This is a genomic window from Thalassospira lucentensis MCCC 1A00383 = DSM 14000, assembly GCF_000421265.1.
GTDB lineage: Bacteria > Pseudomonadota > Alphaproteobacteria > Rhodospirillales > Thalassospiraceae > Thalassospira > Thalassospira lucentensis.
This window is the reverse complement of sequence record NZ_ATWN01000003.1, coordinates 467,969-490,979: the sequence shown is the minus strand read 5'-3', so window position 1 is coordinate 490,979 and position 23,011 is coordinate 467,969. Positions and strand designations below refer to the sequence as shown.

19 protein-coding genes are annotated in these 23,011 nt (G+C 51.8%); 10 read left to right on the top strand and 9 right to left on the bottom strand.

Going from position 1 to position 23,011, the window contains the following annotated elements; genetic code table 11:
• Window positions 1-7 precede the first annotated feature (7 nt).
• Window positions 8-1,402 carry a M20 family metallopeptidase gene (locus K355_RS0109045; RefSeq protein WP_022731810.1) on the top strand — a complete coding sequence of 465 codons (1,395 nt, stop codon included), beginning with the start codon at window positions 8-10 and terminating at the stop codon, window positions 1,400-1,402.
• 639 nt (window positions 1,403-2,041) lie between these two features.
• Here the strand turns inward: K355_RS0109045 and K355_RS0109035 are convergent.
• Both K355_RS0109035 and K355_RS0109030 read right to left on the bottom strand, forming a co-directional pair.
• Window positions 2,042-2,398 (bottom strand): nuclear transport factor 2 family protein, encoded by a 357-nt coding sequence (locus tag K355_RS0109035; RefSeq protein WP_022731808.1) that lies wholly within the window; start codon window positions 2,396-2,398, stop codon window positions 2,042-2,044.
• A 12-nt stretch (window positions 2,399-2,410) separates the two neighbouring features.
• Window positions 2,411-2,869 (bottom strand): VOC family protein, encoded by a 459-nt coding sequence (locus K355_RS0109030; protein ID WP_022731807.1) that lies wholly within the window; start codon window positions 2,867-2,869, stop codon window positions 2,411-2,413.
• A 117-nt stretch (window positions 2,870-2,986) separates the two neighbouring features.
• On the opposite strand from K355_RS0109030, the gene K355_RS0109025 reads away from it, so the two are divergent.
• Window positions 2,987-3,907, top strand: a complete 921-nt coding sequence (locus tag K355_RS0109025) for a LysR family transcriptional regulator (protein ID WP_022731806.1) — start codon at window positions 2,987-2,989, stop codon at window positions 3,905-3,907.
• A gap of 75 nt (window positions 3,908-3,982) precedes the next feature.
• Here K355_RS0109025 and K355_RS23605 read toward each other — a convergent pair whose 3' ends face one another.
• Window positions 3,983-4,996, bottom strand: a complete 1,014-nt coding sequence (locus tag K355_RS23605) for a GlxA family transcriptional regulator (protein ID WP_051145960.1) — start codon at window positions 4,994-4,996, stop codon at window positions 3,983-3,985.
• 98 nt (window positions 4,997-5,094) lie between these two features.
• On the opposite strand from K355_RS23605, the gene bcoG reads away from it, so the two are divergent.
• The 3 genes from bcoG (at window position 5,095) to K355_RS0109005 (ending at window position 8,515) form a co-directional block, all read left to right on the top strand.
• On the top strand, window positions 5,095-6,006 hold the full coding sequence (gene bcoG / locus K355_RS0109015) for a 3-dehydrocarnitine:acetyl-CoA trimethylamine transferase BcoG (RefSeq protein ID WP_028791465.1): 912 nt from the start codon (window positions 5,095-5,097) through the stop codon (window positions 6,004-6,006).
• The gene (locus K355_RS0109010) at window positions 6,006-7,463 is read left to right on the top strand and encodes a carnitine 3-dehydrogenase (RefSeq protein ID WP_022731803.1); all 1,458 of its coding nucleotides are present in this window, start codon (window positions 6,006-6,008) and stop codon (window positions 7,461-7,463) included. Before bcoG ends, K355_RS0109010 begins: the two co-directional genes overlap by 1 nt.
• Before the next feature lie 113 nt (window positions 7,464-7,576).
• Complete coding sequence (locus tag K355_RS0109005; RefSeq protein WP_022731802.1) at window positions 7,577-8,515, top strand: alpha/beta hydrolase; 939 nt, start codon at window positions 7,577-7,579, stop codon at window positions 8,513-8,515.
• Window positions 8,516-8,591: 76 nt separating this feature from the next.
• Here K355_RS0109005 and K355_RS0109000 read toward each other — a convergent pair whose 3' ends face one another.
• The 5 genes from K355_RS0109000 to K355_RS0108980 all read right to left on the bottom strand — a co-directional run bounded on the left by K355_RS0109000 (window position 8,592) and on the right by K355_RS0108980 (window position 15,936).
• Complete coding sequence (locus K355_RS0109000) at window positions 8,592-10,598, bottom strand: CocE/NonD family hydrolase (protein ID WP_022731801.1); 2,007 nt, start codon at window positions 10,596-10,598, stop codon at window positions 8,592-8,594.
• A gap of 107 nt (window positions 10,599-10,705) precedes the next feature.
• Window positions 10,706-12,337: an ABC transporter ATP-binding protein gene (locus tag K355_RS0108995; protein WP_022731800.1), complete on the bottom strand. Its 1,632-nt coding sequence runs from the start codon at window positions 12,335-12,337 to the stop codon at window positions 10,706-10,708.
• The gene (locus tag K355_RS0108990; protein ID WP_022731799.1) at window positions 12,330-13,157 is read right to left on the bottom strand and encodes an ABC transporter permease; all 828 of its coding nucleotides are present in this window, start codon (window positions 13,155-13,157) and stop codon (window positions 12,330-12,332) included. The genes K355_RS0108995 and K355_RS0108990 overlap by 8 nt, the downstream gene beginning before the upstream one ends.
• A complete protein-coding gene (locus K355_RS0108985; protein ID WP_022731798.1) occupies window positions 13,154-14,161 on the bottom strand; it encodes an ABC transporter permease in 1,008 nt (335 codons plus the stop codon). The genes K355_RS0108990 and K355_RS0108985 overlap by 4 nt, the downstream gene beginning before the upstream one ends.
• Before the next feature lie 185 nt (window positions 14,162-14,346).
• Window positions 14,347-15,936 carry an ABC transporter substrate-binding protein gene (locus K355_RS0108980; RefSeq protein ID WP_022731797.1) on the bottom strand — a complete coding sequence of 530 codons (1,590 nt, stop codon included), beginning with the start codon at window positions 15,934-15,936 and terminating at the stop codon, window positions 14,347-14,349.
• Window positions 15,937-16,801: 865 nt separating this feature from the next.
• Between K355_RS0108980 and K355_RS0108965 the strand changes: the two genes are divergently transcribed.
• Entirely contained in the window at window positions 16,802-17,215 is a 414-nt protein-coding gene (locus tag K355_RS0108965; RefSeq protein WP_022731794.1) for a universal stress protein, read from the top strand.
• Between the two features lie 65 nt (window positions 17,216-17,280).
• Window positions 17,281-18,951, top strand: coding sequence for a BCCT family transporter (locus tag K355_RS0108960; RefSeq protein WP_022731793.1), 1,671 nt, complete (start codon window positions 17,281-17,283; stop codon window positions 18,949-18,951).
• 110 nt (window positions 18,952-19,061) lie between these two features.
• Here K355_RS0108960 and K355_RS25065 read toward each other — a convergent pair whose 3' ends face one another.
• Complete coding sequence (locus tag K355_RS25065; RefSeq protein ID WP_022731792.1) at window positions 19,062-19,526, bottom strand: META domain-containing protein; 465 nt, start codon at window positions 19,524-19,526, stop codon at window positions 19,062-19,064.
• A 236-nt stretch (window positions 19,527-19,762) separates the two neighbouring features.
• Here K355_RS25065 and K355_RS0108950 point away from each other — a divergent pair, with 236 nt between their 5' ends.
• From K355_RS0108950 to phnD, 3 genes are all read left to right on the top strand, one after another.
• Complete coding sequence (locus K355_RS0108950) at window positions 19,763-20,755, top strand: Ldh family oxidoreductase (protein WP_022731791.1); 993 nt, start codon at window positions 19,763-19,765, stop codon at window positions 20,753-20,755.
• A 302-nt stretch (window positions 20,756-21,057) separates the two neighbouring features.
• Complete coding sequence (gene phnC, locus K355_RS0108940) at window positions 21,058-21,903, top strand: phosphonate ABC transporter ATP-binding protein (RefSeq protein WP_022731789.1); 846 nt, start codon at window positions 21,058-21,060, stop codon at window positions 21,901-21,903.
• Between the two features lie 71 nt (window positions 21,904-21,974).
• The gene (gene phnD, locus K355_RS0108935) at window positions 21,975-22,991 is read left to right on the top strand and encodes a phosphonate ABC transporter substrate-binding protein (RefSeq protein ID WP_022731788.1); all 1,017 of its coding nucleotides are present in this window, start codon (window positions 21,975-21,977) and stop codon (window positions 22,989-22,991) included.
• The last annotated feature ends 20 nt before the right edge of the window (window positions 22,992-23,011 follow it).

The window sequence follows — 23,011 nt, the reverse complement described above, 5'->3', positions numbered from 1 at the left end:
TTAATCAATGTCAACGCGTGCTGATGCTATCGAAAATGTCACCCGGTATTTCGAGGACGGGCAGTTCATCGACGAACTGCGTCGAATGGTCGAACAGAAAACCGAAAGCCAGAAGCCCGACAATCTAGAAGCGCTTTATGGCTATCTTGCCGATGTGATTGTTCCGATGGTGCGCGATATGGGGTTTGAAACCCGCATCATCGATAATCCCAAGCCCGGTTTCGGACCGTTTCTGTTTGCCGAACGCCGCGAAGGTGATGACTTGCAGACCATCCTGACATACGGGCATGGCGATGTGATCCTCGCACAGGAAGGCCAATGGCGCGAAGGACTTGAGCCTTTCAAGCTGGTGATTGAAGGTGATCGGGTTTACGGGCGTGGTACGGCGGATAACAAAGTGCAGCATTGCATTAATCTGGCGGCCCTGCGGTCGGTCATTCAGACACGCGGCGCGTTGGGCTTTAACTGCAAGGTGATCATTGAAATGGGCGAAGAGGCGGGGTCACCCGGCCTTGCCGAACTGTTTACCAATTATCGCGACCTTTTTGCCGCCGATGTCCTGATTGCATCCGATGGCCCGCGCCTTAGTGCTGAACGCCCGACCATGTTCATGGGGGCGCGGGGGGCTATCAATTTTGCGCTTTCGCTGAAATATCGCGACGGCGGACATCATTCGGGCAACTGGGGCGGGTTGCTCAAAGATCCGACGATCGTATTGTCACATGCGATTGCGTCGATAGTTGATGAACGTGGCCAAATTCAGATTCCCGAATGGCGTCCCGATAGCCTAAGTGATGAAGTCCGCGAGGCCCTTAAGGATTGTCCAATCACCCAATCCGAATCCGGACCGAGCATTGCCCCTGATTGGGGTGAGGAAAGCCTGTCTTTGGCGGAAAAGGTCTATGGCTGGAACAGCTTTGCTGTTCTGGCCGCAAAGGCCGGCAACCCGGAAAAACCGGTGAATGCCATCGCGCCCGAAGCCGTCGCGCATTGCCAGTTGCGGTATGTGGTCGGAACGGACGCGGATGAAATTTTACCGGCGTTGCGCCGTCACCTTGATAAACACGGCTTCACGGATATTGAAATCATTCCATCGACAAAAGGTTTCTTCCGGGCAACCCGGCTTGACCCGTCCCATCCATGGGTGATCCGTGTGCGTGATTCAATCACCGAAACCACCGGCATCAAACCGGCGGTGTTGCCCAATCTCGGTGGATCGTTACCCAACGATACATTTGCCTATATCCTTGAAATGCCAACCGTCTGGGTGCCGCATTCCTATGCGTCATGTTCACAACATGCGCCTAATGAACACATCCTGCAAAGCCTCAGCCGTCAGGCCCTGCAAATGATGGCTGGTGTGTTCTGGGATATTGGTGACATAGCTGGGCCCCGATCATGACGGGGGCAAAAGAAATATCCGCTGCAAACTGCACGCTTGATCCGATGGAATGGACGCTTAAGGGCGATCGCACGGAACTGCCGATTAGTCCGTGAAGGATCCGAGATCTCCTGTTGGCTCCTGAATGATGAAAGCCGGAAGAGCAGAAGTGCTATTCTGGCTTTTATATGTCGGTGAAGGTTTTGGTATATTTTTTGAGCTAGCAGAAAGAGTGAAATTGTTGTCAGCCAGATAGTTAGGCGTGGATATTGAACCCGCAAACAGGCCAGGCCTGTTTGCCAGGTTCTTTGCGAAGGCCAACGGCCGGAGCTGAGCGACCAAAGGGAGCGCTAATACTACCCCCGCAACCAATAAAAAGACCCTGTCACCTCACGGTGGCAGGGTCTTTTATTGCCCGCAGCGATAGTATTTAAACCTATGGCTTTCCTGCGTTATGGGCCTGTGCTCATAACTTGACGTCTTCAGGTCTAGCACGGCGAAGCCGCGCGCAGATTGCGTCCCGCCGCAGGCTGCAACCCATCCATCACCCATGCGCCTTCGTTGTTGTTGATTATTTGTCACAGAAGCTGAACAGAAAGGACGGGTTAATACCCCGCCCTCTTGTTTGCATCGAAAATGTGTCCGCATGGAAACCGGAACTTAGAGTCCGGAAATATCGGCGAAGACCAGGTAGTCGACAATTTGATTGTTCTCGAACCGCAGGGTGGTTGAAAAGAAAGCGGAATGACCGCTGCCATCAAGCCGCAGGTAGTCAACAGAGCCATTACAGATGGTGGTGTCACCATCTGCGTAAATGCCGTCAATCTGATGGGTCATGCTGGCGATACTGTCAAAAAACGTCTGGTTTGCGGCCAGAACCTGTTCCTTGCCGACGACAGGCGCGTGATTGCAAATACGAAAGTTGACGTTATCGGACAGGTATGTTGCGAGTTTTCTCACATCCTTGCGGTCGACGGCATTACGATAGAGGTCTTTTACATCGATCTCGGCGGTCATGTTTATGGTTCCTTATACTGCTGTACCAACACGGATGATGCTGGAGGTCTCGCCGCCGTACATGTTCCGTTTTGTTGGTTCGTTGGTGAGATACTGGATGAACTCGAATTCGAAGCCCGATGGATCCGTGAAGTAGATTGTTTTCCGGTAAGGATGATCGGCACCAATGGTTCCGATTATGTAGCCTTTGCTTTGAAGGCGAAGGGTCAAGCTATCGACGTCTTCGACAGTAAATCCGAGATGGGCGAGACCCGGCGCGTTGCTTTTTAAATCGCGGTTTGGTGCATCGCTGCCGCTGTTAAGCGTGATGTATTGCTGGTCTGTCCCGACATGAAGCCAGCGACGTTTTTGGCCGTACCAGTCACCTTCGCCCTGCCCGCGGACCTGCCAGTCAGGGAAGGCAGTCAGGATAAAATCAAGTGTGGTGCTGATGTCTTTAACCACCAGATTGACGTGTTCGAGCTGAAACATTGTGGCGTCTCCTGCACTATTGTTTGGATGACCACAGGCTAATTTGTTTCTCTATCCTTGGTAATATGATATCTTAGAAAATGATTGTGGAGATAAACTCAACAGAAGCGCCGGTTGATGAAAGACATAAACGCAACATTAATTTTTGCAGCCGTCATTGATGAGGGGAGCTTTTCCGGGGCGGCGGACAGGCTTGGTGTGACGAAGTCTGCTGTCAGCAAGCGCATTACAACCCTTGAAGCGCGGCTTGGTGTAAAACTTTTAAGCCGGACAACCCGAAAACTAAGTCTGACCGAGGCGGGTGAACGCTATTTGATCCATATTCGCGAAGCGCTTCGTGCAATCGAAGATGCCGAGTTCGCGGCGGGTGAATTGCAGGAAGTCCCGCAAGGGGTTTTGAAGATCAGTTCACCGATGTCGTTTGGCCGGTTGCATGTCGCACCGGTAATCCCGCAGTTTTTAAAGAAGTACCCGCAAATCAAAATTCAGATGGATATGAGCGACATGTCCCCTGATCTTGTCGGCGGGGGATATGACATTGCGTTACATGCCGGTGAACTGAGCGAGACCAGCCTTGTGCGTAGAAAGCTGGCACCGCTTCATAGCGTTCTGTGTGCGTCGGAAAGCTACATCGAAGAGTTCGGACCTCCTTTGATGCCCGATGAATTGGTCCGTCATAACTGCCTGCTTTATTCGTACCATACGTCTGTGGATGAATGGGTATTCACAAAGAACGGCACGGATACCCGCATTCAGGTGTCGGGATCCTATCAGGTTAATAACAGCGAAGCTTTACGCGAAGCGATATTGCAGGGGATCGGGATTGGGCGACTTCCGACGTTCCTTGCGGGGCCTGACATCCAAAGTGGTCGGTTGGTGCCGGTGTTGCAGGATTTCGAAATGCCGATGAAGGAAATCTATGCCGTATTTCCGGAACGGAAATATTTGCCGCAAAAGGTACGGGTCTTTATCGATTTCATTGTCGATTACCTGGGCGGTGATGTTCCTTATTGGGATCGATGGAAGACGTCGTTTTAGCGCGGGCAAAATTCAGTGAAGAAAACTGAAGGTTTGGGCAAAAGTGCGCAGCTTTAAAAGGCAGTGCTGGATCGATCAGCCTTTCGTTTCTTCATCCGGGTTAACCGTTGCAAAGGAACGGTTGCCACGCATTGCCCGGACACTTCGAATGGTGGTGCCAAAGCTTTGAGAGAAGGCCCGGCTGAGTGTGGAGCTGCTTTTAAAGCCGGTTTGAAGTGCAATACTGGTCAAGGGAAAATCAGTTGATTGTGCAAGATCACGCGCCCGGCCCAGACGCAGCATTTGATAATATTTTCCCGGCGCCATGTGCAGATTTTGGTGAAAAATGCGATCCAGACTGCGTAACGAACAGCCAACGTTGGCGGCAATCGCATCAAGCGAAACCGGTGTTTCGATGTTTGCAAGCATGTCACTGACAGCACGCCGCAAAAAGGCGGCCCCGGGGCCACGCAAACGATCCGCACCGCGTGTTTTTTCATACTGGTTTTCGGCGTCATAGACGAACAGATTACTGACATCAAAGGCAACAGCCGGTCCGAATTGGCCGGACAGAATGTGAAGCATCAACTCCATCACGGTCGATGCACCGCCCGATGTGATGAATTTGCCATCTTGTACAAAACGATCCTGCCGGACGATGACGTCGGGAAATTGTTCGGCAAACTGATCAAGTTCCTGCCAGTGAATGGTGGCAGACTTTTCATCTAGCATATTGCAAGCCGCAAGGATCCAGGCGGCTGTATCAAGTCCAATGACGTGCCCTGCATGTTGCGCAACATTAATCAGGCGCGCACGCGTTCGGGCATTAAGGTGATCGCGCATCTCATAACCCGAAATTACCACCAGATAGTCGATCTTTTCGCCGGGTTTACCTGATGATAGTCCAGCTTGCGGCGTGATGACCAAGCCGCTTGAACTTTGTACAGGTGCGCCATCAATTGTGCAGATCGTCCAGTTGATATCCGGTCCGTTTGGCAGGCGGCTGGCCGCGCGCAATGGTTCCAGCGCGCTGGCCAACACCATGTTGGAAAATCCATCAAACAGGACAAAGACAAAGTGCTGAGACTTGGTTGGATCAATTTCTGGCATAAAATGCAAAATAAGTGACGGAAGGTGCAAAATCAAACGTTGTGTTCAACGGTAAGCTATTTGCAGATTTTTTGATTTTACAACCCGAAGAGACCGTCATGCCCCTTACCATGAACCGCGAGGTTTTCATCACTGCTGCCGTTACCGGATCGGGTGCGACACAGGACAAATCCCACCATGTGCCAAGATCGCCGGCACAAATCGCCGCCAGCGCGATTGATGCTGCCAAGGCGGGGGCTGCTGTTGTGCATTGTCATGTGCGCGATCCTGAAACGGGCGCGCCGTCGCGTGATCTGGGGCATTACCGTGAATTGACCGAACGTGTCAGGGCGGCGGACGTTGATGTTGTCCTGAACCTGACGGCAGGTATGGGCGGGGATATTGTTTTTGGATCAACTGAAGCACCGCTGCCCGTCAACAAAGGTGCCACCGATATGATCGGCGCTACGGAGCGTATGGCCCATATTGCCGACTGTTTGCCGGAAATCTGCACCCTTGATTGCGGGACAATGAACTTTGCCGAAGCCGACTACGTCATGACAAATACACCGGGCATGTTACGTGCCATGGGACAGATGATGACTGATCTTGGTGTCAAGCCGGAGATCGAAGCCTTTGATACCGGACATCTGTGGTTTGCCAAGCAGCTCGTCTCCGAAGGCATCCTGACCAGCCCGGCATTGGTGCAGCTTTGCATGGGGATTCCATGGGGTGCGCCAAATGATCTGAATACCTTCATGGCGATGGTCAACAATGTACCGTCCGACTGGGATTGGTCGGCCTTTTCGATTGGCCGTGATCAGATGCCCTATGTTGCGGCATCGGTTCTGGCGGGCGGGAATGTTCGCGTTGGACTGGAGGACAATATCTATTTGTCCAAGGGCGTTCTTGCGAGCAATGCCCAACTGGTTGAACGTGCAGTTGGTATTGTTGAGAGCATGGGCGCAAAGGTGATTGGTCCGGATGCGGTACGCAAAAGGCTTGGTCTGACCAAGCGGGAGCCACGCTAATGTCCAGTACCAACCCAAATCCCAAAAAAGCAGCAGTTGTTGGCGGCGGCGTTATCGGCGGCGGCTGGGTCGCGCGTTTCCTTTTGAATGGCTGGAACGTTTCTGTGTTTGACCCGGATCCGCAAGCAGAACGCAAAATCGGCGAAGTTATTGAAAATGCGCGCCGTAGCTTGCCCGCACTTTATGACCGCGCGCTGCCAGAAGAAGGTATTCTTACCTTTCATAATGACATGGCTTCTACAGTTGCCGATGCAGCCTGGATTCAGGAAAGTGCGCCGGAACAATTGGCGCTAAAACACAAAATTCTGGCGGATATACAAGCCCATGCGCCAAAGGATTGCCTGATCGGTTCGTCGACATCTGGTTTCAAGCCAAGTGAGTTACAGGAAGAATCGATCAATCCCGGTCAGATCGTTGTCGCCCATCCGTTTAACCCGGTTTATCTGTTGCCGTTGATCGAAGTTGTACCGTCCAAGGCGACGGATGCCGCAGCTGTTGACGCCGGGTGTGAAATACTGCGATCCGTTGGCTTGAAGCCACTTGTCGTGCGCAAGGAGATTGATGCGCATATTGCCGACCGATTGCTTGAAGCGGTTTGGCGCGAAGGTCTTTGGTTGGTGCATGACGGAGTGGCAACCACGCAGGAAATTGATGATGCGATCCGGTTTGGCTTTGGTCTGCGTTGGGCGCAGATGGGGCTTTTTGAAACCTATCGCATTGCCGGGGGCGAGGCCGGTATGGAACATTTCATTGGGCAGTTTGGCCCGGCCCTGAAATGGCCCTGGACCAAATTGATGGATGTGCCTGAACTGACCCCGGAGCTGACCGCCCGCATTGCCCAGCAATCGGATGATCAGTCCGGACATATGACAATCCGCGAGCTTGAACGTCTGCGCGATGACAATCTTGTCGGCATGATGCGTGCGCTTAAGAAGTCAGGGAGTGGGGCGGGTGGTACGATCAATGATCACGAAGCATCCCTGCAAAATCATGGGTCAATTGATCACCTTCCCGTTACAGTAGATCGTCAAATCCCACAAAGCTGGACAGATTATAACGGGCATATGAACGAAGCCCATTATGTTGAAATCAGTGCACAGGCGAGTGACCGTTTCATGGAGCTCATTGGTGCAGATGCCGAGTATATAACTGCCGGAAGCAGCTATTTCACGGTTGAAAACCATGTTTGCTATGTACAGGAAATCACTGCTGGGGATCGTATTTCTGTGACGACGCAGTTGATTAAGGGCGAGGGTAAAAAACTACATCTGTTCCATCGCCTGATGATGATTGATGGACAGGTTGCAGCAACGGTTGAAACCATGTTGCTGCATGTCGATCTAAAAACGCGTCGGACGTCTGAGCCGGGTGGAATTGTCGCGACAAATCTGGCCGAAATCGCGGTCCTGCACGATCGTTTGGCCAAACCTGAACAGCTTGGTCGTGCCATTGGGTAAGCTCAAAACGGTTTAAGACGGGTAACAATAATGTCGTGACGGCCCCTGCAGCCTTTAACTGCGGGGGTATCCGCGTTACGCTGTTGCACGTTTTCTCCAATGAGGTCCCGGTGATGTCGCGTTCCGATCAGGTTTCTTCCGATCTTGTGTATGACCCAATGCCGGATGAAGAAGGTATTCGGTCCTTTATTGCCAAATGCGATGGTTTCTTTCCGCCGGACGCGGTCGCGGCGGGCATTGATCAGCAGCGCAAATGGTACGACGCACTCTGTGCCGAATTTACCTTTCCCCATCCCGACGGGATGGGGGTAGAAGATGATGTGGTCGGTGATGTGCCCGTGCGCCATTATCGCCCGGCAATGGTAACCACGAACCACAAGATTGTTTATATGCATGGCGGCGGGTTTGTGGTGGGATCGCGGGATAGCCATGATTCGATTTGTGCGGAAATTGCGCAAGCTGCCGGTGCTGAGTTAATCGCCATAGACTATCGCCTTGCACCGGAGCATGTGTGGCCCGCCCAGCACGATGATTGTTACCGTGTCGCGCAAAGCCTTCTGTCAGCGGGGCGGAAGCTTGTTTTGGTCGGGGATAGTGCCGGTGGCATGTTGGCCGCGGGTCTTGCGGTGCGTGCGCGCGAAGAGGGCTTTGGCGACCGGATTTTGGGGCAAGTATTGATTTATCCGGCCCTTGGCGGGGATTTGAACTGGCCAAGTTATGGTCAGATGGCCAACGCGCCGGGATTAAGCACGGATGACGTGATTTATTACCGAGATGTGCTTAAGGCCCCAATGGATGATCCATTTGCCCATGCACTGTCGGTTGAAGATTTGCGCGGGCTTCCGCCAACCTATATCACGGCAGCCTATTTTGATCCGCTGCGCGATGACGGCCGTGAATTCACAGCCCAATTGGCCCGTGCCGGGATTGATGTGCAGTATCGCGAAGAACCGCAATTAATCCACGGGTGGCTGCGGGCGCGGCACATGAGTGACGCGGCAAAAGCCGGGTTTTCACATTTGTGCGCAGCAATTGCGCAAATGGTGGGCTGAAAAAAAAACGATGATCTGGCGAATACAGATTTAGATGGAACGCTAAAAAGGGCCGGATAACCGGCCCTTTTCGTGTTTACATGAAATTGCGGGGAATGGTTTTTTCCCATTTCTTTTCAAATATTTGCTGATCATCTTCGTAGGCGATCATCCATGCACTGACAAACCAGTTGTCGCGATCACAGCTGAGTTCGGCATGGCAATCTGTGCGTACCGACCATTCATCACGCTTCAAATCACACGTCCATGCCGCCTCTCCGCGCATGCTATTGGGATCAAGCGGATTGATGGTCCAGGTTTCGCTGCGTACTGAACGGGTGGCAAGACGGGAATCGGGATGTTCGAATAAACCGGTATCTTCATAGATGCGGTATCGTGTTTCGTTCTGTGTGAGGTTGCGCTGCACACTGCGTTCAGTGCGGCTTGGCTTATGTTCGATATAGGTCGGTAACGGATCGGGGTTCTCGGGTTGCTTAACCGTAATTTTTTCATGATTGCCCAAAAGCGGCAGATCAAATTTGATTGATGATGGTGCAATGGTAAGCCCGGCATCAAAGGGCGGCGGCAAAATCATCGGCCAGTAGGATGTCGAAAGTGCTAGGCGAATACGATGGCCGGGTTTGAAACGATACCCGCAAGCATCGAGTGTCAGCGTGATTGTGACTTTCTTATCGCGCGGCATCGGTTGCGGATTGTCGTAATTCGCCGCCAGATCGCGATGCGCCAAGTTTAACACGCCAAACGAAACCCGGGTTGCCGTGCCGTCAGGATGAACATCAACAAGACGCGCGCAGAGGTTTGACCAATCTGCGTCGCATTCAAGATCAGCGTTCAGCACCGGGCGCCCCAAAAGGTCGACCTCAACGTCAAGCGGGGTGGTTTCAAACACCAATGATCCGGCATCATCACCACGCTGATCAATCGCCATTTCCGCGTCTGGTTTCAGGGTGAAATATTCTCCTGACGCCGTCCCGGTATCGAGCGGTGATTTCAAATAGATATCGGCAGCAGGCATTTTATCGTCGCCAGCCTCAAACGACAGTTTTCCGGCTGCCACAAACATCGAACGGGTTTCAGGTGTGCTCCAACTGTCCTTGGCAACCCAGAACCCCGGATCAAAGTCCCGACGCGGGGCGGGTTTTACCCCATCAAGGATATAGGCGCGCATTTGCGGTAGGGTATCGGCACCATTATTTTCGTTGCGCAGCCATTTGTTCCACCAATTGATTGCCTCTCCGATAAAATCGGCACGCGGTTTTGGCCATGCGAAATGCGGATATTTGTGCACCCATGGACCAATCAGCGCCTTGGACCGGTCAGGCATGCCTTCAATCGCCCGGATCGGGGTGTTGCGATAGCCATCGGCCCATCCGGCTAACACCATGGACGGGATTTTGACCGCATCGAAATCTTCGCAGATTGATGCATGTTTCCAGAAGTCATCACGGGTTTGATGCGCCAACCATTCTTCAAGGAAAAACGGTTCTTGCTCAAGCCGGTGCAACCACATGTTTCGCCAGTCATCACCGACCAGTTCGGGGTCAGGTGTGCGTGATTGATAGGCCAGCATGGTCGCAGCCCATGAAAGTTGCACAGCCAACTGACAACCGTTTTTATAGTGAATATCGTCGTTATATCGATCAACGGTAGAGGCAATTGAAATCACGGCCTTAAGCGCCGGAGGATTAAGGGCCGCGACCTGAAGGCAGTTAAACCCGCCCCATGAAATCCCCATCATGCCGACCGATCCATTGCACCAGGATTGTTTGGCAATCCATGCAATCAGCTCAACCGCGTTGGCCAACTCAAGTTCGGTATATTCGCCGTCAATTACGCCATCAGATTCACCCGATCCCCGGATATCAACCCGGACACCGGCGATCCCGGCCTTGGCAAATTCTGGATAGGTCGCCTCATCGCGTGAACAGGTACCATCGCCCTTGCGATAGGGCAGAAATTCAAACACAGCAGGGACCGGATCGGCATCGGTGCCATCGGGCATCCATATGCGCGCGGCAAGTCGGGTGCCATCGTCCAAAGTGATAAAGGTGTTTTCAATTACAGTGAATTTGCGGTCGGACATTGTGGGGCGTCCTTTGGAGCTTGAAGTTTTGGTTTACAGGATGGCTTATGAGAAAAGGCGGATCGTTTTATGCGATCCGCCTTTTGTTGCATGTTCTGAACGACTTGTCAGTGACCAGCACTTTCCATTTTACGTGTGGCAAGGACATTTTCCAGCCAACCCAGCTTCATTTCCGGAACCGACTTCAACAGGAGGTCGGTGTAATCATCAAATGGTGGGTTCAGGACCTCGGACCGTGGCCCGAAATCGACCAGCTTGCCTTGCAGCATGACCGCTACAGAATCAGCAATCGCGCGTACAATCGCAATGTCATGGGTGATGAACAGATAGGATACCTGGCGTTCTTTTTGCAAACGCATCAGAAGATCCAAAATCCCCTCGGCCACCAGTGGATCAAGGGCGGAAGTTGGCTCATCACACAAGATCAATTCTGGTTTGGCTGCCAGTGCGCGCGCAATTGCCACGCGCTGTTTCTGACCACCGGAAAGTTCGGCTGGATAGCGATCATAGAACGTTTCGCCCATCTCGATTTCATCAAGAAGTTCGATGACTTTTGCCTTGCGCGCAGCACCACGCATTCCGAAATAGAATTGTAGCGGACGGCCAATGATCTGGCCCACTGTCTGGCGCGGGTTCATTGCTGTATCGGCCATTTGATAGATCAGCTGAATACGGCGTAAATGATCGCGAGACCGTTTCTTTTGTTCGGCAGAAAGTTCTTCGTCGACAAAGGTGACCTTGCCTTCAAACGGGGGCAAAAGGCCGGTGATGACACGCGCCAATGTAGATTTTCCCGAACCGGACTCACCAACAACGGCAAGGGTCTGACCCCGCGGCACATGCAGCGATACGTCATGAAGAACCTGAACACCATTTCCATACGCCGCCGAGATGTTCTCAACTTTTAGCAACGCATCAGATTGATCTCGGGCTTCGGCCAGTTTGGTCTGACGGACATTGACCAGCGCCTTGGTATAGTCCTGACGCGGGTTTTCAATGATCTGTTTGACCGGGCCGTATTCAATGGTATCGCCATTGCGCAAGACCATGATGTCATCAGAAATCTGCGCGACGACGGCAAGGTCATGCGTGATATAAAGTGCTGCCGTTCCGGTTTTCTCAATCGCGTTTTTTATCGCGGCCAGAACGTCAATCTGGGTTGTGACATCAAGGGCGGTTGTCGGTTCGTCAAAGACGATTAGTTCCGGGTTGGAACAAAGCGCCATGGCCGTCATGGCACGTTGCAGCTGACCGCCGGAAACCTGATGGGGATACCGGTCCCCAAAGTTATGGGGATCAGGAAGTCCAAGAATTTCAAACAGGTAATCAGCGCGCTTTCGTGCTTCTTCGCGCGTCATCAACCCATGTTCAATCGAGCTTTCAATCACCTGATCGCCCAGCTTATGCGCCGGGTTAAAGGATGCCGCAGCCGATTGCGCAACGTAGCAAACACGTGCACCACGGATGCTGCGAATGCCTTTTTTGTTCATCGACAGGATGTCTTTACCATCAAGTAAAACCTGCCCGCCAGTGATGCGGACACCGCCGCGGCCATAGGCAAGGGCGGCCAGACCAATGGTGGATTTACCCGCACCCGATTCCCCGATCAGACCAAGGACTTTGCCCTTTTGCAGATCAAAGGAAACACCGTGCACAATATCGATATCCTGCGGGTCTTCACCCGGTGGAAAAATGGTCGCGCCAATGCGAAGATCGCGTACCGATAAAAGATCAGACATCACCGCGTCCTCCTTTCAGGCTGGACGTACGTTTTAGCAACCAGTCGACGACCATGTTCACACAGACGGCCAATGCCGCAATTGCGCCGCCGGGAATAAGGGCGGCCTGAATGCCGAAAATGATACCGTCCTTGTTGTCTTTGACCATGCCGCCCCAGTCCGCCGCAGGCGGTTGGATGCCAAGGCCCAGAAATGACAGGGTCGACAGGAACAGGATCGAGAAGGCGAAACGAAGACCAAATTCAGCAAGTAATGGAGAGAGCGCATTGGGCAGAATTTCGCGGAAAATGATCCACATCCGGCCTTCACCGCGCAGTTTGGCAGCCTCAACAAATTCCATAACCGCAATATCAAGCGCCACGGCACGACCCAGACGATAGACACGCGTGGAATCCAAAATTGCCATAACGGCAATCAGGATAAAGATGTTTTGCGGCAGGACGGCCAAAACCACCAGTGCGAAGATCAATGTCGGGATCGACATCATCAAATCGTTTAGGCGTGATAGCCCCTGATCAATTGGACCGCCTGATACGGCGGCTGTGAAGCTCAGGAAAATACCGATCGAAAACGACAGGATTGATGCCGCAAGCGATACAAACAGCGTTGTTTGTGCACCGTAAATCAACCGCGATAACAGATCGCGTCCAAGGTTGTCTGTGCCTAGAAGGTACAGCTCATTGGCGGGTTCCCAAACGCCGGCAACAATTTCACGTTCGCCAAAGGGTGCAATAAGGGATGCAAAAACAGCACAGAAAAATGCAAATAGAATGCCCAGAATACCGATCCAGGCGGTCAGCGGGATTTCACGTAATCTCATCGCGGATGCCTCAGTCTCGGATTGGCGATAATGGCGACAAGATCGGCCACCATGTTCAGAAGGATATAAACCGCAGCAAAGATAAGGCCGCAGGCCTGCACCACGGGCATGTCGCGTACCGTCACGGCATCGACCATATATTGCCCCATGCCGGGATAGACAAAGACAACCTCGACCACGACAACACCGACAACCAGGTAAGCCAGGTTCAGTGCAACCACATTGACGATTGGGGCAATGGCGTTTGGTGCTGCATGTTTGACAATCGCCTTAAACGCGCCAAGGCCTTTGAGCTCTGCTGTTTCCATATATGCCGATGACATCACACTGATGATGGCCGCACGGGTCATACGCATCATATGAGCCAAAACCACCATAACCAGTGTTGCCGTTGGCAAAGCTATGGCCGCCATGCGTTCAGACCACGGCATGCCATCATAGACGGTTGATGGGAATGTCGCGACACCCAGTTGGACAGCAAAGAAGACAATCAGCAGATAGCCGATAAAGAATTCAGGCAATGAAATTGCCGCCAGTGAGAGGATATTAATCACACGGTCCGGAATGCGGTTGCGATAATGGACCGCAACCATGCCAAGGCCAACTGCCAGCGGTACGGATATGGCCGCCGCAAAGAACGCCAGGAATAACGAATTGCCAAGGCGCTTGGTGATTTGTTCGGTCACCGGGGCACCACTGGCCCAGCTGTTGCCAAAATCACCCTGCACAACCCCGCCAAGCCATTCGAAATAGCGCGTGGTGATTGGACGATCCAGACCAAGATCGGCGCGTATATTTGCAATGGACTGTGGTGTGGCCGATTGACCAAGGTAAGTTTGGGCGAAATCACCCGGCAAGGCTTCGATCCCTGCAAAGATCAGGACTGAAACAGCCCAAAGCAACAGTAAACTCAAACCCAGCCGTTCGACGATCAAGACCGTCAAAGGATGGCTTTCTTTTAGTCGGTGTCGCGCGGCGTACACGCCGGCCAAGGGATTGGCCATAAACACATTCTCCCTGTATGGGCCTGAGCGGAAATTCAAGACGGGTGGGACAACGAAGAACCATCTTCGTAACCAATCTGGAATTTTCGATCAGACCGTCATTCAATCACGTGAGCCAACAACGAGATGGGGATCACGGTAAAAACCGTGATCCCGCATAATCGTAATTGGGATAAATCCCGATCTTAGCTATTGAGCCACAGACGTGTTGCGACATAGCCGTTTGACATGTCGTTACCAATGTCCTGAACAAAACCAGAAACATTCGTCGTCGTCGCGTTCACAAAGTCGTTAAACATCGGCAGGATTAAACCGCCGGTGTCACGGACCATCAGTGCCATGTCGTGGTACATTTCTTTACGCTTGTTCTGATCCAGTTCGGCACGCGCTTCGAGCAACACTTTATCGAAATCCGTGTTGAAGAAACGGGTATCATTCCAGTCAGCCGAGGAGAGATATGCTGTTGAATACATCTGATCCTGGGTCGGACGACCACCCCAGTAAGAGGTACTGAACGGTTGAACGTTCCAGACGTTTGACCAGTAACCGTCACCCGGCTCACGTTTGATTTCGATGTCGATACCGGCTTTTTTCGCACTTTCCTGATACAGAACGGCTGCATCAACAGCACCCGGGAATGCAACGTCGGATGTGCGCAGCAAAACCGAACCATCATGACCGGATTTCTTGAAGTGGAATGCGGCCTTATCCGGGTCGTACGAACGCTGTTCGATGCCTTCCGGGAACAGGGCGTATGTTTCGTTGATCGGGAAGTCGTTACCAACTTTGCCGTAACCGCCAAGAATCTTTTCGACCATGGTTTCACGGTCCATCGCATGTTTCAGCGCCAGACGCAGGTCGTTATTATCGAACGGTGCGGTGTTGCAATGCATGATGAAGACATAGTGACCCCGACCGGATGTGGTCTGGATATCAACATTCGGTGCGCGCTTGAGCAGGCTGACGGTTTTTGGGTCAACGCGGTTGATGAAGTGAACCTGACCCGATGACAGGGCTGCCATACGGGCGGTGGCATCGTTCATCACAATCATTTCGACGGAATCAACATAGCCGCGGTCGCTGCGCCAATCGTTCTCGTTTTTAACAAATGTCGCGCGGACACCGGCTTCAAAGTTGTCAACTTTGAACGGACCGGTACCGATGCCAGAGCTTGGATCGTCATACCCGCCACCCGGCTGGATCACGAGGTGATAATCGCTCAGCAGCAGTGGAAGATCGGCGTTGCCTTCAGAAAGGGTGATGACCAGATCGCCACCCTTGTTTTCGATACCTTTGATCGAACCGAGAACACCCAGAGCACCGGATTCCGATTTTTCATCGGTGTGACGGTTCAGGGTTTTGATAACGTCATCAATGGTCAGTTCGGAACCATTGTGGAATTCAACGCCCTTGCGGATTTTAAAAGTCCACACCGATGCGTCGGCATTCGGTTCCCAGGATTCAGCAAGTGCCGGTACAGCCAAGCCGCTTGTCGGGTGCGATTCGACAAGCGTGTCGCCCCAGTTACGGTTCATGGCAAAGGTGAACTGCGAAGAAGATTTCGCCGGATCAATGACGTCGGTTGAAGAGCCGCCCTGCAGGCCGAGCTTCAGGTGACCGCCGCGCTTGGGTTCCTGTGCCATGGCAGATTTGCCATAAAGGCTGGTCGCTGCCGCAAGGGTCAGACCAGCGGCCATGGAACGGCCAATGAATTCACGACGGTTCATTTCGTGTGCACTGACACGTGACGCAAAATACTTGATAGGATCAGTCATCCCAGTTCCTTCTCTGATATGTCATAAACTTGTTGAATTATGTATTGCTGTGGCAGTTCCGGCCTCTTGATTGGTCTTGGTTCTTCAAGGCCGGTCTTGGTACCGTTTCGGCACATCGGGCATGGCGCAGTTCTGAATTCTGCTAGTTTTGTCATGCCTCTGCTTTTGTGCAGTTGATGAGCCCCCCTTTGGCCACAAAATTTATCCCCTACGGGTGTGTGCACTACCATGGATGCAACTCCTAAAAGGAAAAGCACCCAACAGGTCAACCTCACCGAAACCAATCAATGTTTCGGCGTGGCAGCACGTGTTGTGTGGGACAGACAGTGCACAAATCTGTGTCATCGTGACATGGGTGCCTTACATGCATCAAGCCGCTGGCAGGAAGTGTCAGGTGATTTTCGCACCTGAAAATAGATATTCGACCAATAATCTTCGCGAAAAAACAGCATAGAAAATCGATATGTTTTGCTTTGAAATACCTTGCAGAATAAGGGTTTGATGCCGTGCGAGTGCCAATTGGTATATGCGTGAATTATCGGATTAAAAAAAAATTGAAAATTTCACGTTCGAACAGGAAAAAGACCAAAACCAGCTGACAAAAGTCAGTTGGTTTGATCAAAAAATATTCGAAACTGCGATTCGAAATGGATTGCAGAAACCCAACCCTATCCAGACAGGTCTCATGAACAACTACTGTCAAACGACAGGTTCCTAGTTTTCCTCGACTATTTCGCGTATGCGAAAGACAGACTTTGTAAATGGTGATTTTGATTTAGATGCCTGTCGGTGTTACGCTTTCGAAACTGTCCTGTTGATCGCAAGCGATCTGATTGTAAGGATGGTGTGTACAAGGGAGGGATCAATGTATCAAAAGGTGCTCGTACCTATCGATTTGGCCCATGCCGATAAGTTGGAAAAGGCAATTCAAACGGCCGTCGATTTAGCTCTGCATTATAAGGCGGAAATCTGTTTCCTCGGTGTGGGGGTAAATACACCTTCGGATGTGGCGCATAACCCGAAAGAATTTGAGCAGAAACTGTCTGAGTTTGCGAAATCCTGTAGCGCGAAATTTGGCGTTACTGCGACAGCAAGTGCGCATATCTCGCACGACCCAGCTGTTGACTTGAGTAAGGCACTCGTTGCCAAGGCCGACGAACTTAGTGCTGATCTGATCGTGATGGCAACGCATGTCCCCGGCGTTGCGGACCATATTTTTGCTTCTCACGGAGGATATGTTGCGTCTCACTCGGATCTTTCAGTGTTCCTTGTGCGTTAGGCAACAGTCTTATCGAATTTTCGGCTAGGGGTAGCTGTAAATCAAATAAACTTAGGGAGTTTAAAATGGGGTCAGAAGCTGACACGGGCATTGAAAGCCCAGACGGTGCGGCAAACCCGATCAAGACGGATTATGAAATCGGGCAAGACAATTTCCAAAAAGAGATAGGGCCTTTTGGCCTTGATGTACACAATCCGGTCTTTTTGATTTCCGGATTGTGTATTGTTGCTTTCGTCTTCCTCACACTGGCCTTTCAGGAAAGTGTCGGGCCGATGTTTAACGACCTTCGCGGTTGGCTGACATCGACGTTTGACTGGTTCTTCCTATCGGTTGCCAATGTTTTTGTTGTGTTGTGCCTGTTCTTAATTGTCTCGCCGCTTGGACGTGTGCGTCTTGGTGGTGCTGATGCGACCCCGGATTACTCTTATTCAGGGTGGTTCGCGATGCTATTTGCCGCAGGCATGGGCATCGGTCTTATGTTCTACGGTGTGTCTGAGCCGATTTCGCATTTCACGTCCTCGTTTGGTGGAACTGCGTTCGGGGATGACGGCATGCGAACCGACTGGGCACCGCTTGGTGCTGCGGCCGGTGATGCAGATGCCGCATTTGATCTTGGCATGGCGGCAACGATTTTCCACTGGGGACTTCATCCTTGGGCAATCTATGCCACGGTGGCACTGGCACTTGCGCTGTTTTCCTTTAACAAGGGATTGCCGCTCACCATGCGGTCGGTTTTCTATCCGATCTTTGGTGAACGCGTTTGGGGCTGGACTGGTCATTGCATTGATATTCTTGCGGTTTTCGCCACGCTGTTTGGCTTGGCGACGTCACTTGGTTTTGGTGCGGAACAAGCCAACGCCGGTCTTAACTTCCTGTTTGATATTCCGGTCAGCGATGGATCAAAAGTTTTCTTGATCATTGCAATTACCGGTGTGGCCTTGATTTCGGTGCTGGCCGGGCTTGATGCCGGGGTCAAACGCCTTTCGGAAATCAATATGGTGCTGGCGGCATTACTTTTGCTGTTTGTTGTGCTGGTTGGGCCGACGATGGACATCATCACGGGCTTCTTCACCAGTCTGGTCGCCTATGTTGAATATCTGCCGGCACTTTCCAATCCGGTTGGGCGTGCCGATACCAACTTTAGCCAAGGCTGGACATCGTTCTACTGGGCTTGGTGGATTTCCTGGTCACCGTTTGTCGGCATGTTCATTGCGCGTGTTTCGCGTGGTCGCACCGTGCGCGAGTTCCTCACTTGTGTCCTGATCATTCCGTCACTGGTCTGCATTCTGTGGATGACCGCATTTGGCGGGACTGCCGTTCACATGGTGACTGAAGGCGTTACTGCGATTGCCGAGGCAGGCCTTCCGATCAAGCTGTTTACGATGCTTGAGCAGATGCCTTTGCAGGCAATTACATCCTTCCTTGGTATCGTTCTGGTGATTGTATTCTTCGTGACCTCGTCGGATTCCGGTTCGCTTGTGATCGATACGATTACAGCTGGCGGCAAGGTGGATGCGCCAGTGCCGCAGCGTGTGTTCTGGTGCACGTTCGAAGGACTGGTGGCAATTGCATTGCTTCTGGGCGGTGGTCTTGGATCGTTGCAGGCGATGGCGGTTTCTACCGGCTTCCCATTTGCAATTGTTCTGCTGCTGGCGTGTTATTCGATCATTCAAGGATTGCGTACGGAACCCAAGGCGGTTGGTGCGAACTCCAAGGCAACTGTCGACAGCGACTGATGCTTGTCCTGCGCATTGCAGAACAAGACAATCTTAGAAAAGAAGGGGTGCAAATTTGCACCCCTTCTTACGTTTGGCACGTTTGACGTGCGATTTTTGTTTTGAGATTTTTACGGCGTGATCGGGACAAATTCCATGATCGGTTTTCCGTTGGTGTCGCTTAGCACCAGCGTATCTTTGGCGAGCTGCCAATCGCTGACCTTTTCCATCGCATTATTAAATGCGTTTTCGATCGCCATGGCATCTTCAACACACATCATTTGCGTGGCGCCAAGCGGCGATAATTTCAGTTTCCCATCGTTTTCTTCATATGTACCAAAGTAACGGTTACAGCCGGTCGACCCGACAACTTTGCTGTCTGCGGTGAAATTTGCACTGGCTAGAACGGGTGACATTGGGGCCAGGGTTTCGTTCCCGTCCACGACCATTGAGAGTTGCCAATTCTTGCCCGTTATTGCCGACCAGTTACTTACCATTTCGGGCTGTTCGGATTTACTGGTGGTGTTGCAGGCTGCCAGCAACAGGGCACTTGCCATAGCAAAGGAAGAAAGCGTCGTCGATTTGACAGTAAGCATGATGATTTTCCGTTTTTATCTCTGTCCCGGCCTATACCGCACAAGTATGGCCAGACTGTTCCCTATTTTCAGTGACACTGTCGCATATGTTTAAGGCAATATTTTAGCGCAAGGCCGAACCTTCATCGTCATCCACATACTGAAATGAAAACGCCTTTGCGCAATATGAGCTGATTTGGCTATGATATGGATCCTGCCCTTCATGACAGAACATCCAAGTCCAAGGCCACCTCATCATGAAAATCTCTCTGTCCGATGCGCATGCGCTCGTCAGTGATACATTGATCCGATCAAAGGTCCGTAAAGACAACGCGACATCCGTTGCAACGGCGCTGGTAGCCGCCGAGGCATCCGGGCAGGGCGGGCATGGGTTTCGTCGTGTGCCCGCCTATTGTGCTCAGGCACGTGCAGGCAAAGTCGATGGCTTTGCCACGCCGACAATGCAAATGCCGACACCGGGCGTCTTGCAGATTGATGCGCAGTTTGGTTTTGCCTATCCGGCTTTGGATTTGATGGTTAAACATCTGCCCGAAATGGCACGTCGTCAGGGGATTGCGATTGCATCCATCCACAAATCACATCATGCGGGGGTTATGGGGCTGACGGTTGAACGACTGGCCGAGCAGGGTCTGGCCGCGATGATGTTTGCCAATGCACCGGCTGCGATGGCGGCATGGGGTGGGCGTCGCCCAATGTTTGGAACCAACCCGATTGCTTTTGGTGTGCCGGTTGGGAATGCCGGTGACCCGATTGTGATTGACCTTGCCTTGTCCAAGGTCGCGCGCGGCAAGATCATGGCGGCCAAACAAAAGGGTGTTTCAATTCCGGGTGATTGGGCGGTCGATACCGATGGTAATCCGACAACAGACCCGGTTAAGGCCCTCGAAGGTACAATGGTTCCGGCTGGTGGGGTAAAGGGTGCCGCACTGGCCATGATGGTTGAGCTTTTGGCAGCGGGGCTTACAGGGGCACAGTTTGGTCACCAGTCATCATCACTGTTTGATGATAAAGGCAGGCCACCTGCATTGGGGCAAATGATCATTGCCATTGATCCCGTAGCAACTGGTGGGTCCGATATTGCAGATCACCTTGCCAGCATTGCCAATGAAATTGCCGCCGAAGAAGGTGTGCGACTTCCAGGGCTACGCGGTAAGTCGGTTAGACAGAAGGCAGAGTCCGACGGGATAGAGATTGAAGAAGACGTCATGGATGCAATCAATAGAATATAGAAATTGACCATGTTTGCCGTATGGCTGAGGATATTTACTTATATTTATGTGGTTTTTCACGATCATTATTTTCAGATTATATCTTTTTTAGTAATCATGTTTGCATGTAAATATGATTATGACAGTTTCTATTTTCATACCCTGATTTTTAATTCTAAAAATACTTGATGTATAGACAAGTTTAATTGTTGTCGGGCAAATTAGGCCTCCGTAATCATCGAACTGTAACATCAGTGTCACCATAGAGTCGCCGTTCATGCGTAGTTTCATCCTCCAGCGAAACATATGCAGGCGAATATTTGATGCTGGTTGTAGATATATCCGGACTGAACAAAAGCTTTTCCCGTGACAAGCGTGCTCTGAATAATGTCAGGCTCCAGGTTCGGGAAGGTGAAATGGTGGCGCTGATTGGCGCATCCGGTTCGGGAAAATCCACCCTTATTCGCCATATCGCCGGTTTGCTGCGCGGGGACCGTGATGGTGGCAAGATTGCCGTCTTTGGCGAGACCATTCAGGAAAATGGCAAGATTTCCCGTGGTGCACGCAAGGTGCGCGCCGACATCGGTGTGATCTTCCAGCAATTCAACCTTGTGAGCCGCTTGACGGTTCTGACCAACGTTCTGATGGGGATGCTGGGGCGTGTACCAGCATGGCGCGGGTCTTTGTGCATGTTTACAAAATCCGAGCGTATGCGTGCCATGAGTGCCTTGGCACGTGTTGGCATCGATGGGCATGCAACTAAAAAAGCTCGTCATCTTTCCGGTGGTCAGCAACAGCGTGCGGCCATTGCACGCACAATCACACAGGGTGCACGTCTTATTTTGGCTGACGAGCCGATTGCGTCGCTTGATCCGGCATCATCGCGCAAGGTGATGAATACGCTTGATCGCGTAAACCGCGAAGACAACGTCACTGTGATCGTATCTCTTCATCAAGTCGATTACGCCAAGGATTATTGCAAACGCACCATCGCCATGCGCGATGGTGAAGTTGTGTTTGACGGACCGTCAAGCCAACTGACACCGGCGTTCCTCCAAGAACTTTACGGTGAATATTCTTCCGAGCTTTTTGCAGATGGTTCTGATGACACGGCAAAGCCCGTGGCCGAGCCGGTTGCGAAAAAGGATCTGGCTGTGGCGACAAGCTAGCCGGGTCACTGATGTGAACTGCCTTACCTTTTTGAATTCATGTCTAAATCAAATATGACAGGGGACTTCTTATGATCCGTAAAACAATTGCGTCTGTTGCACTTGCAGCAAGCATGCTCGCTTCGGGCTTCGCCCAGGCCGATGTTGAGTTCAAACCGCTTGAAAATGATCCGGAGACCATCGTTTTTGGTTTTATCTCGACTGAGTCGAGTTCCAACCTGAAAGCTCAGTGGCAGCCGATGATCGATGATATGGAAGAAGTGCTTGGCAAAAAAGTCGACGCATTCTTTGCCCCGGATTATGCCGGTATCATCGAAGGCATGCGTTTTGGTAAGGTTCACGTTGGTTGGTTTGGTAACAAATCCGCAATGGAAGCCGTTGACCGTGCAGGCGGTGAAGTCTTCGTTCAGACGTCCAAAAGCGATGGCACGAACGGGTATTACTCCCACATCATCACGCAGGCAGATAACGACAAGCTCAACACGCTTGCCGACATGCTTAAATGCGATGGTTCATTGAACTTTGGTATTGGCGATCCGAACTCGACCTCGGGCTTCCTCGTGCCGTCTTATTATGTCTTTGCACAGAACGGCGTTGACCCGAAAGATTGCTTTAAGACCGTTCGTAATGCGAACCATGAAACCAACCTGATGGCGACTGCCAACAAACAGGTTGATGTTGCTGCCAACAACTCTGAGCAGCTTGCACGGACCAACATGGTCAAGCCTGAAATCACCGACAAGGTCAAAGTAATCTGGACATCGCCGCTGATCCCGTCTGACCCGATGGTGTATCGTAAAGACCTGTCACGCGAACTGAAATCTGAAATCAAGGCCTTCTTCCTAGGCTACGGTCGCCTTGGCAATGTTGAAGAAGCGAACAAGGTTCTTGGTGGCATTCAGGACGGCATGGGCAAATTCATGGAAAGCTCCAACGCGCAGCTTTACCCGATCCGTCAGCTTGCACTTTTCAAAGACAAGCTGAAAATCCAGAACACCGAAGAACTGTCTGCTGACGAAAAAGCAGAACGTGTTGCTTTCATCGACAAGAAACTCGCTGAACTCGACATTCTTGTTTCTTACGAATAATCGGCCTTTTGGCAGGGAGC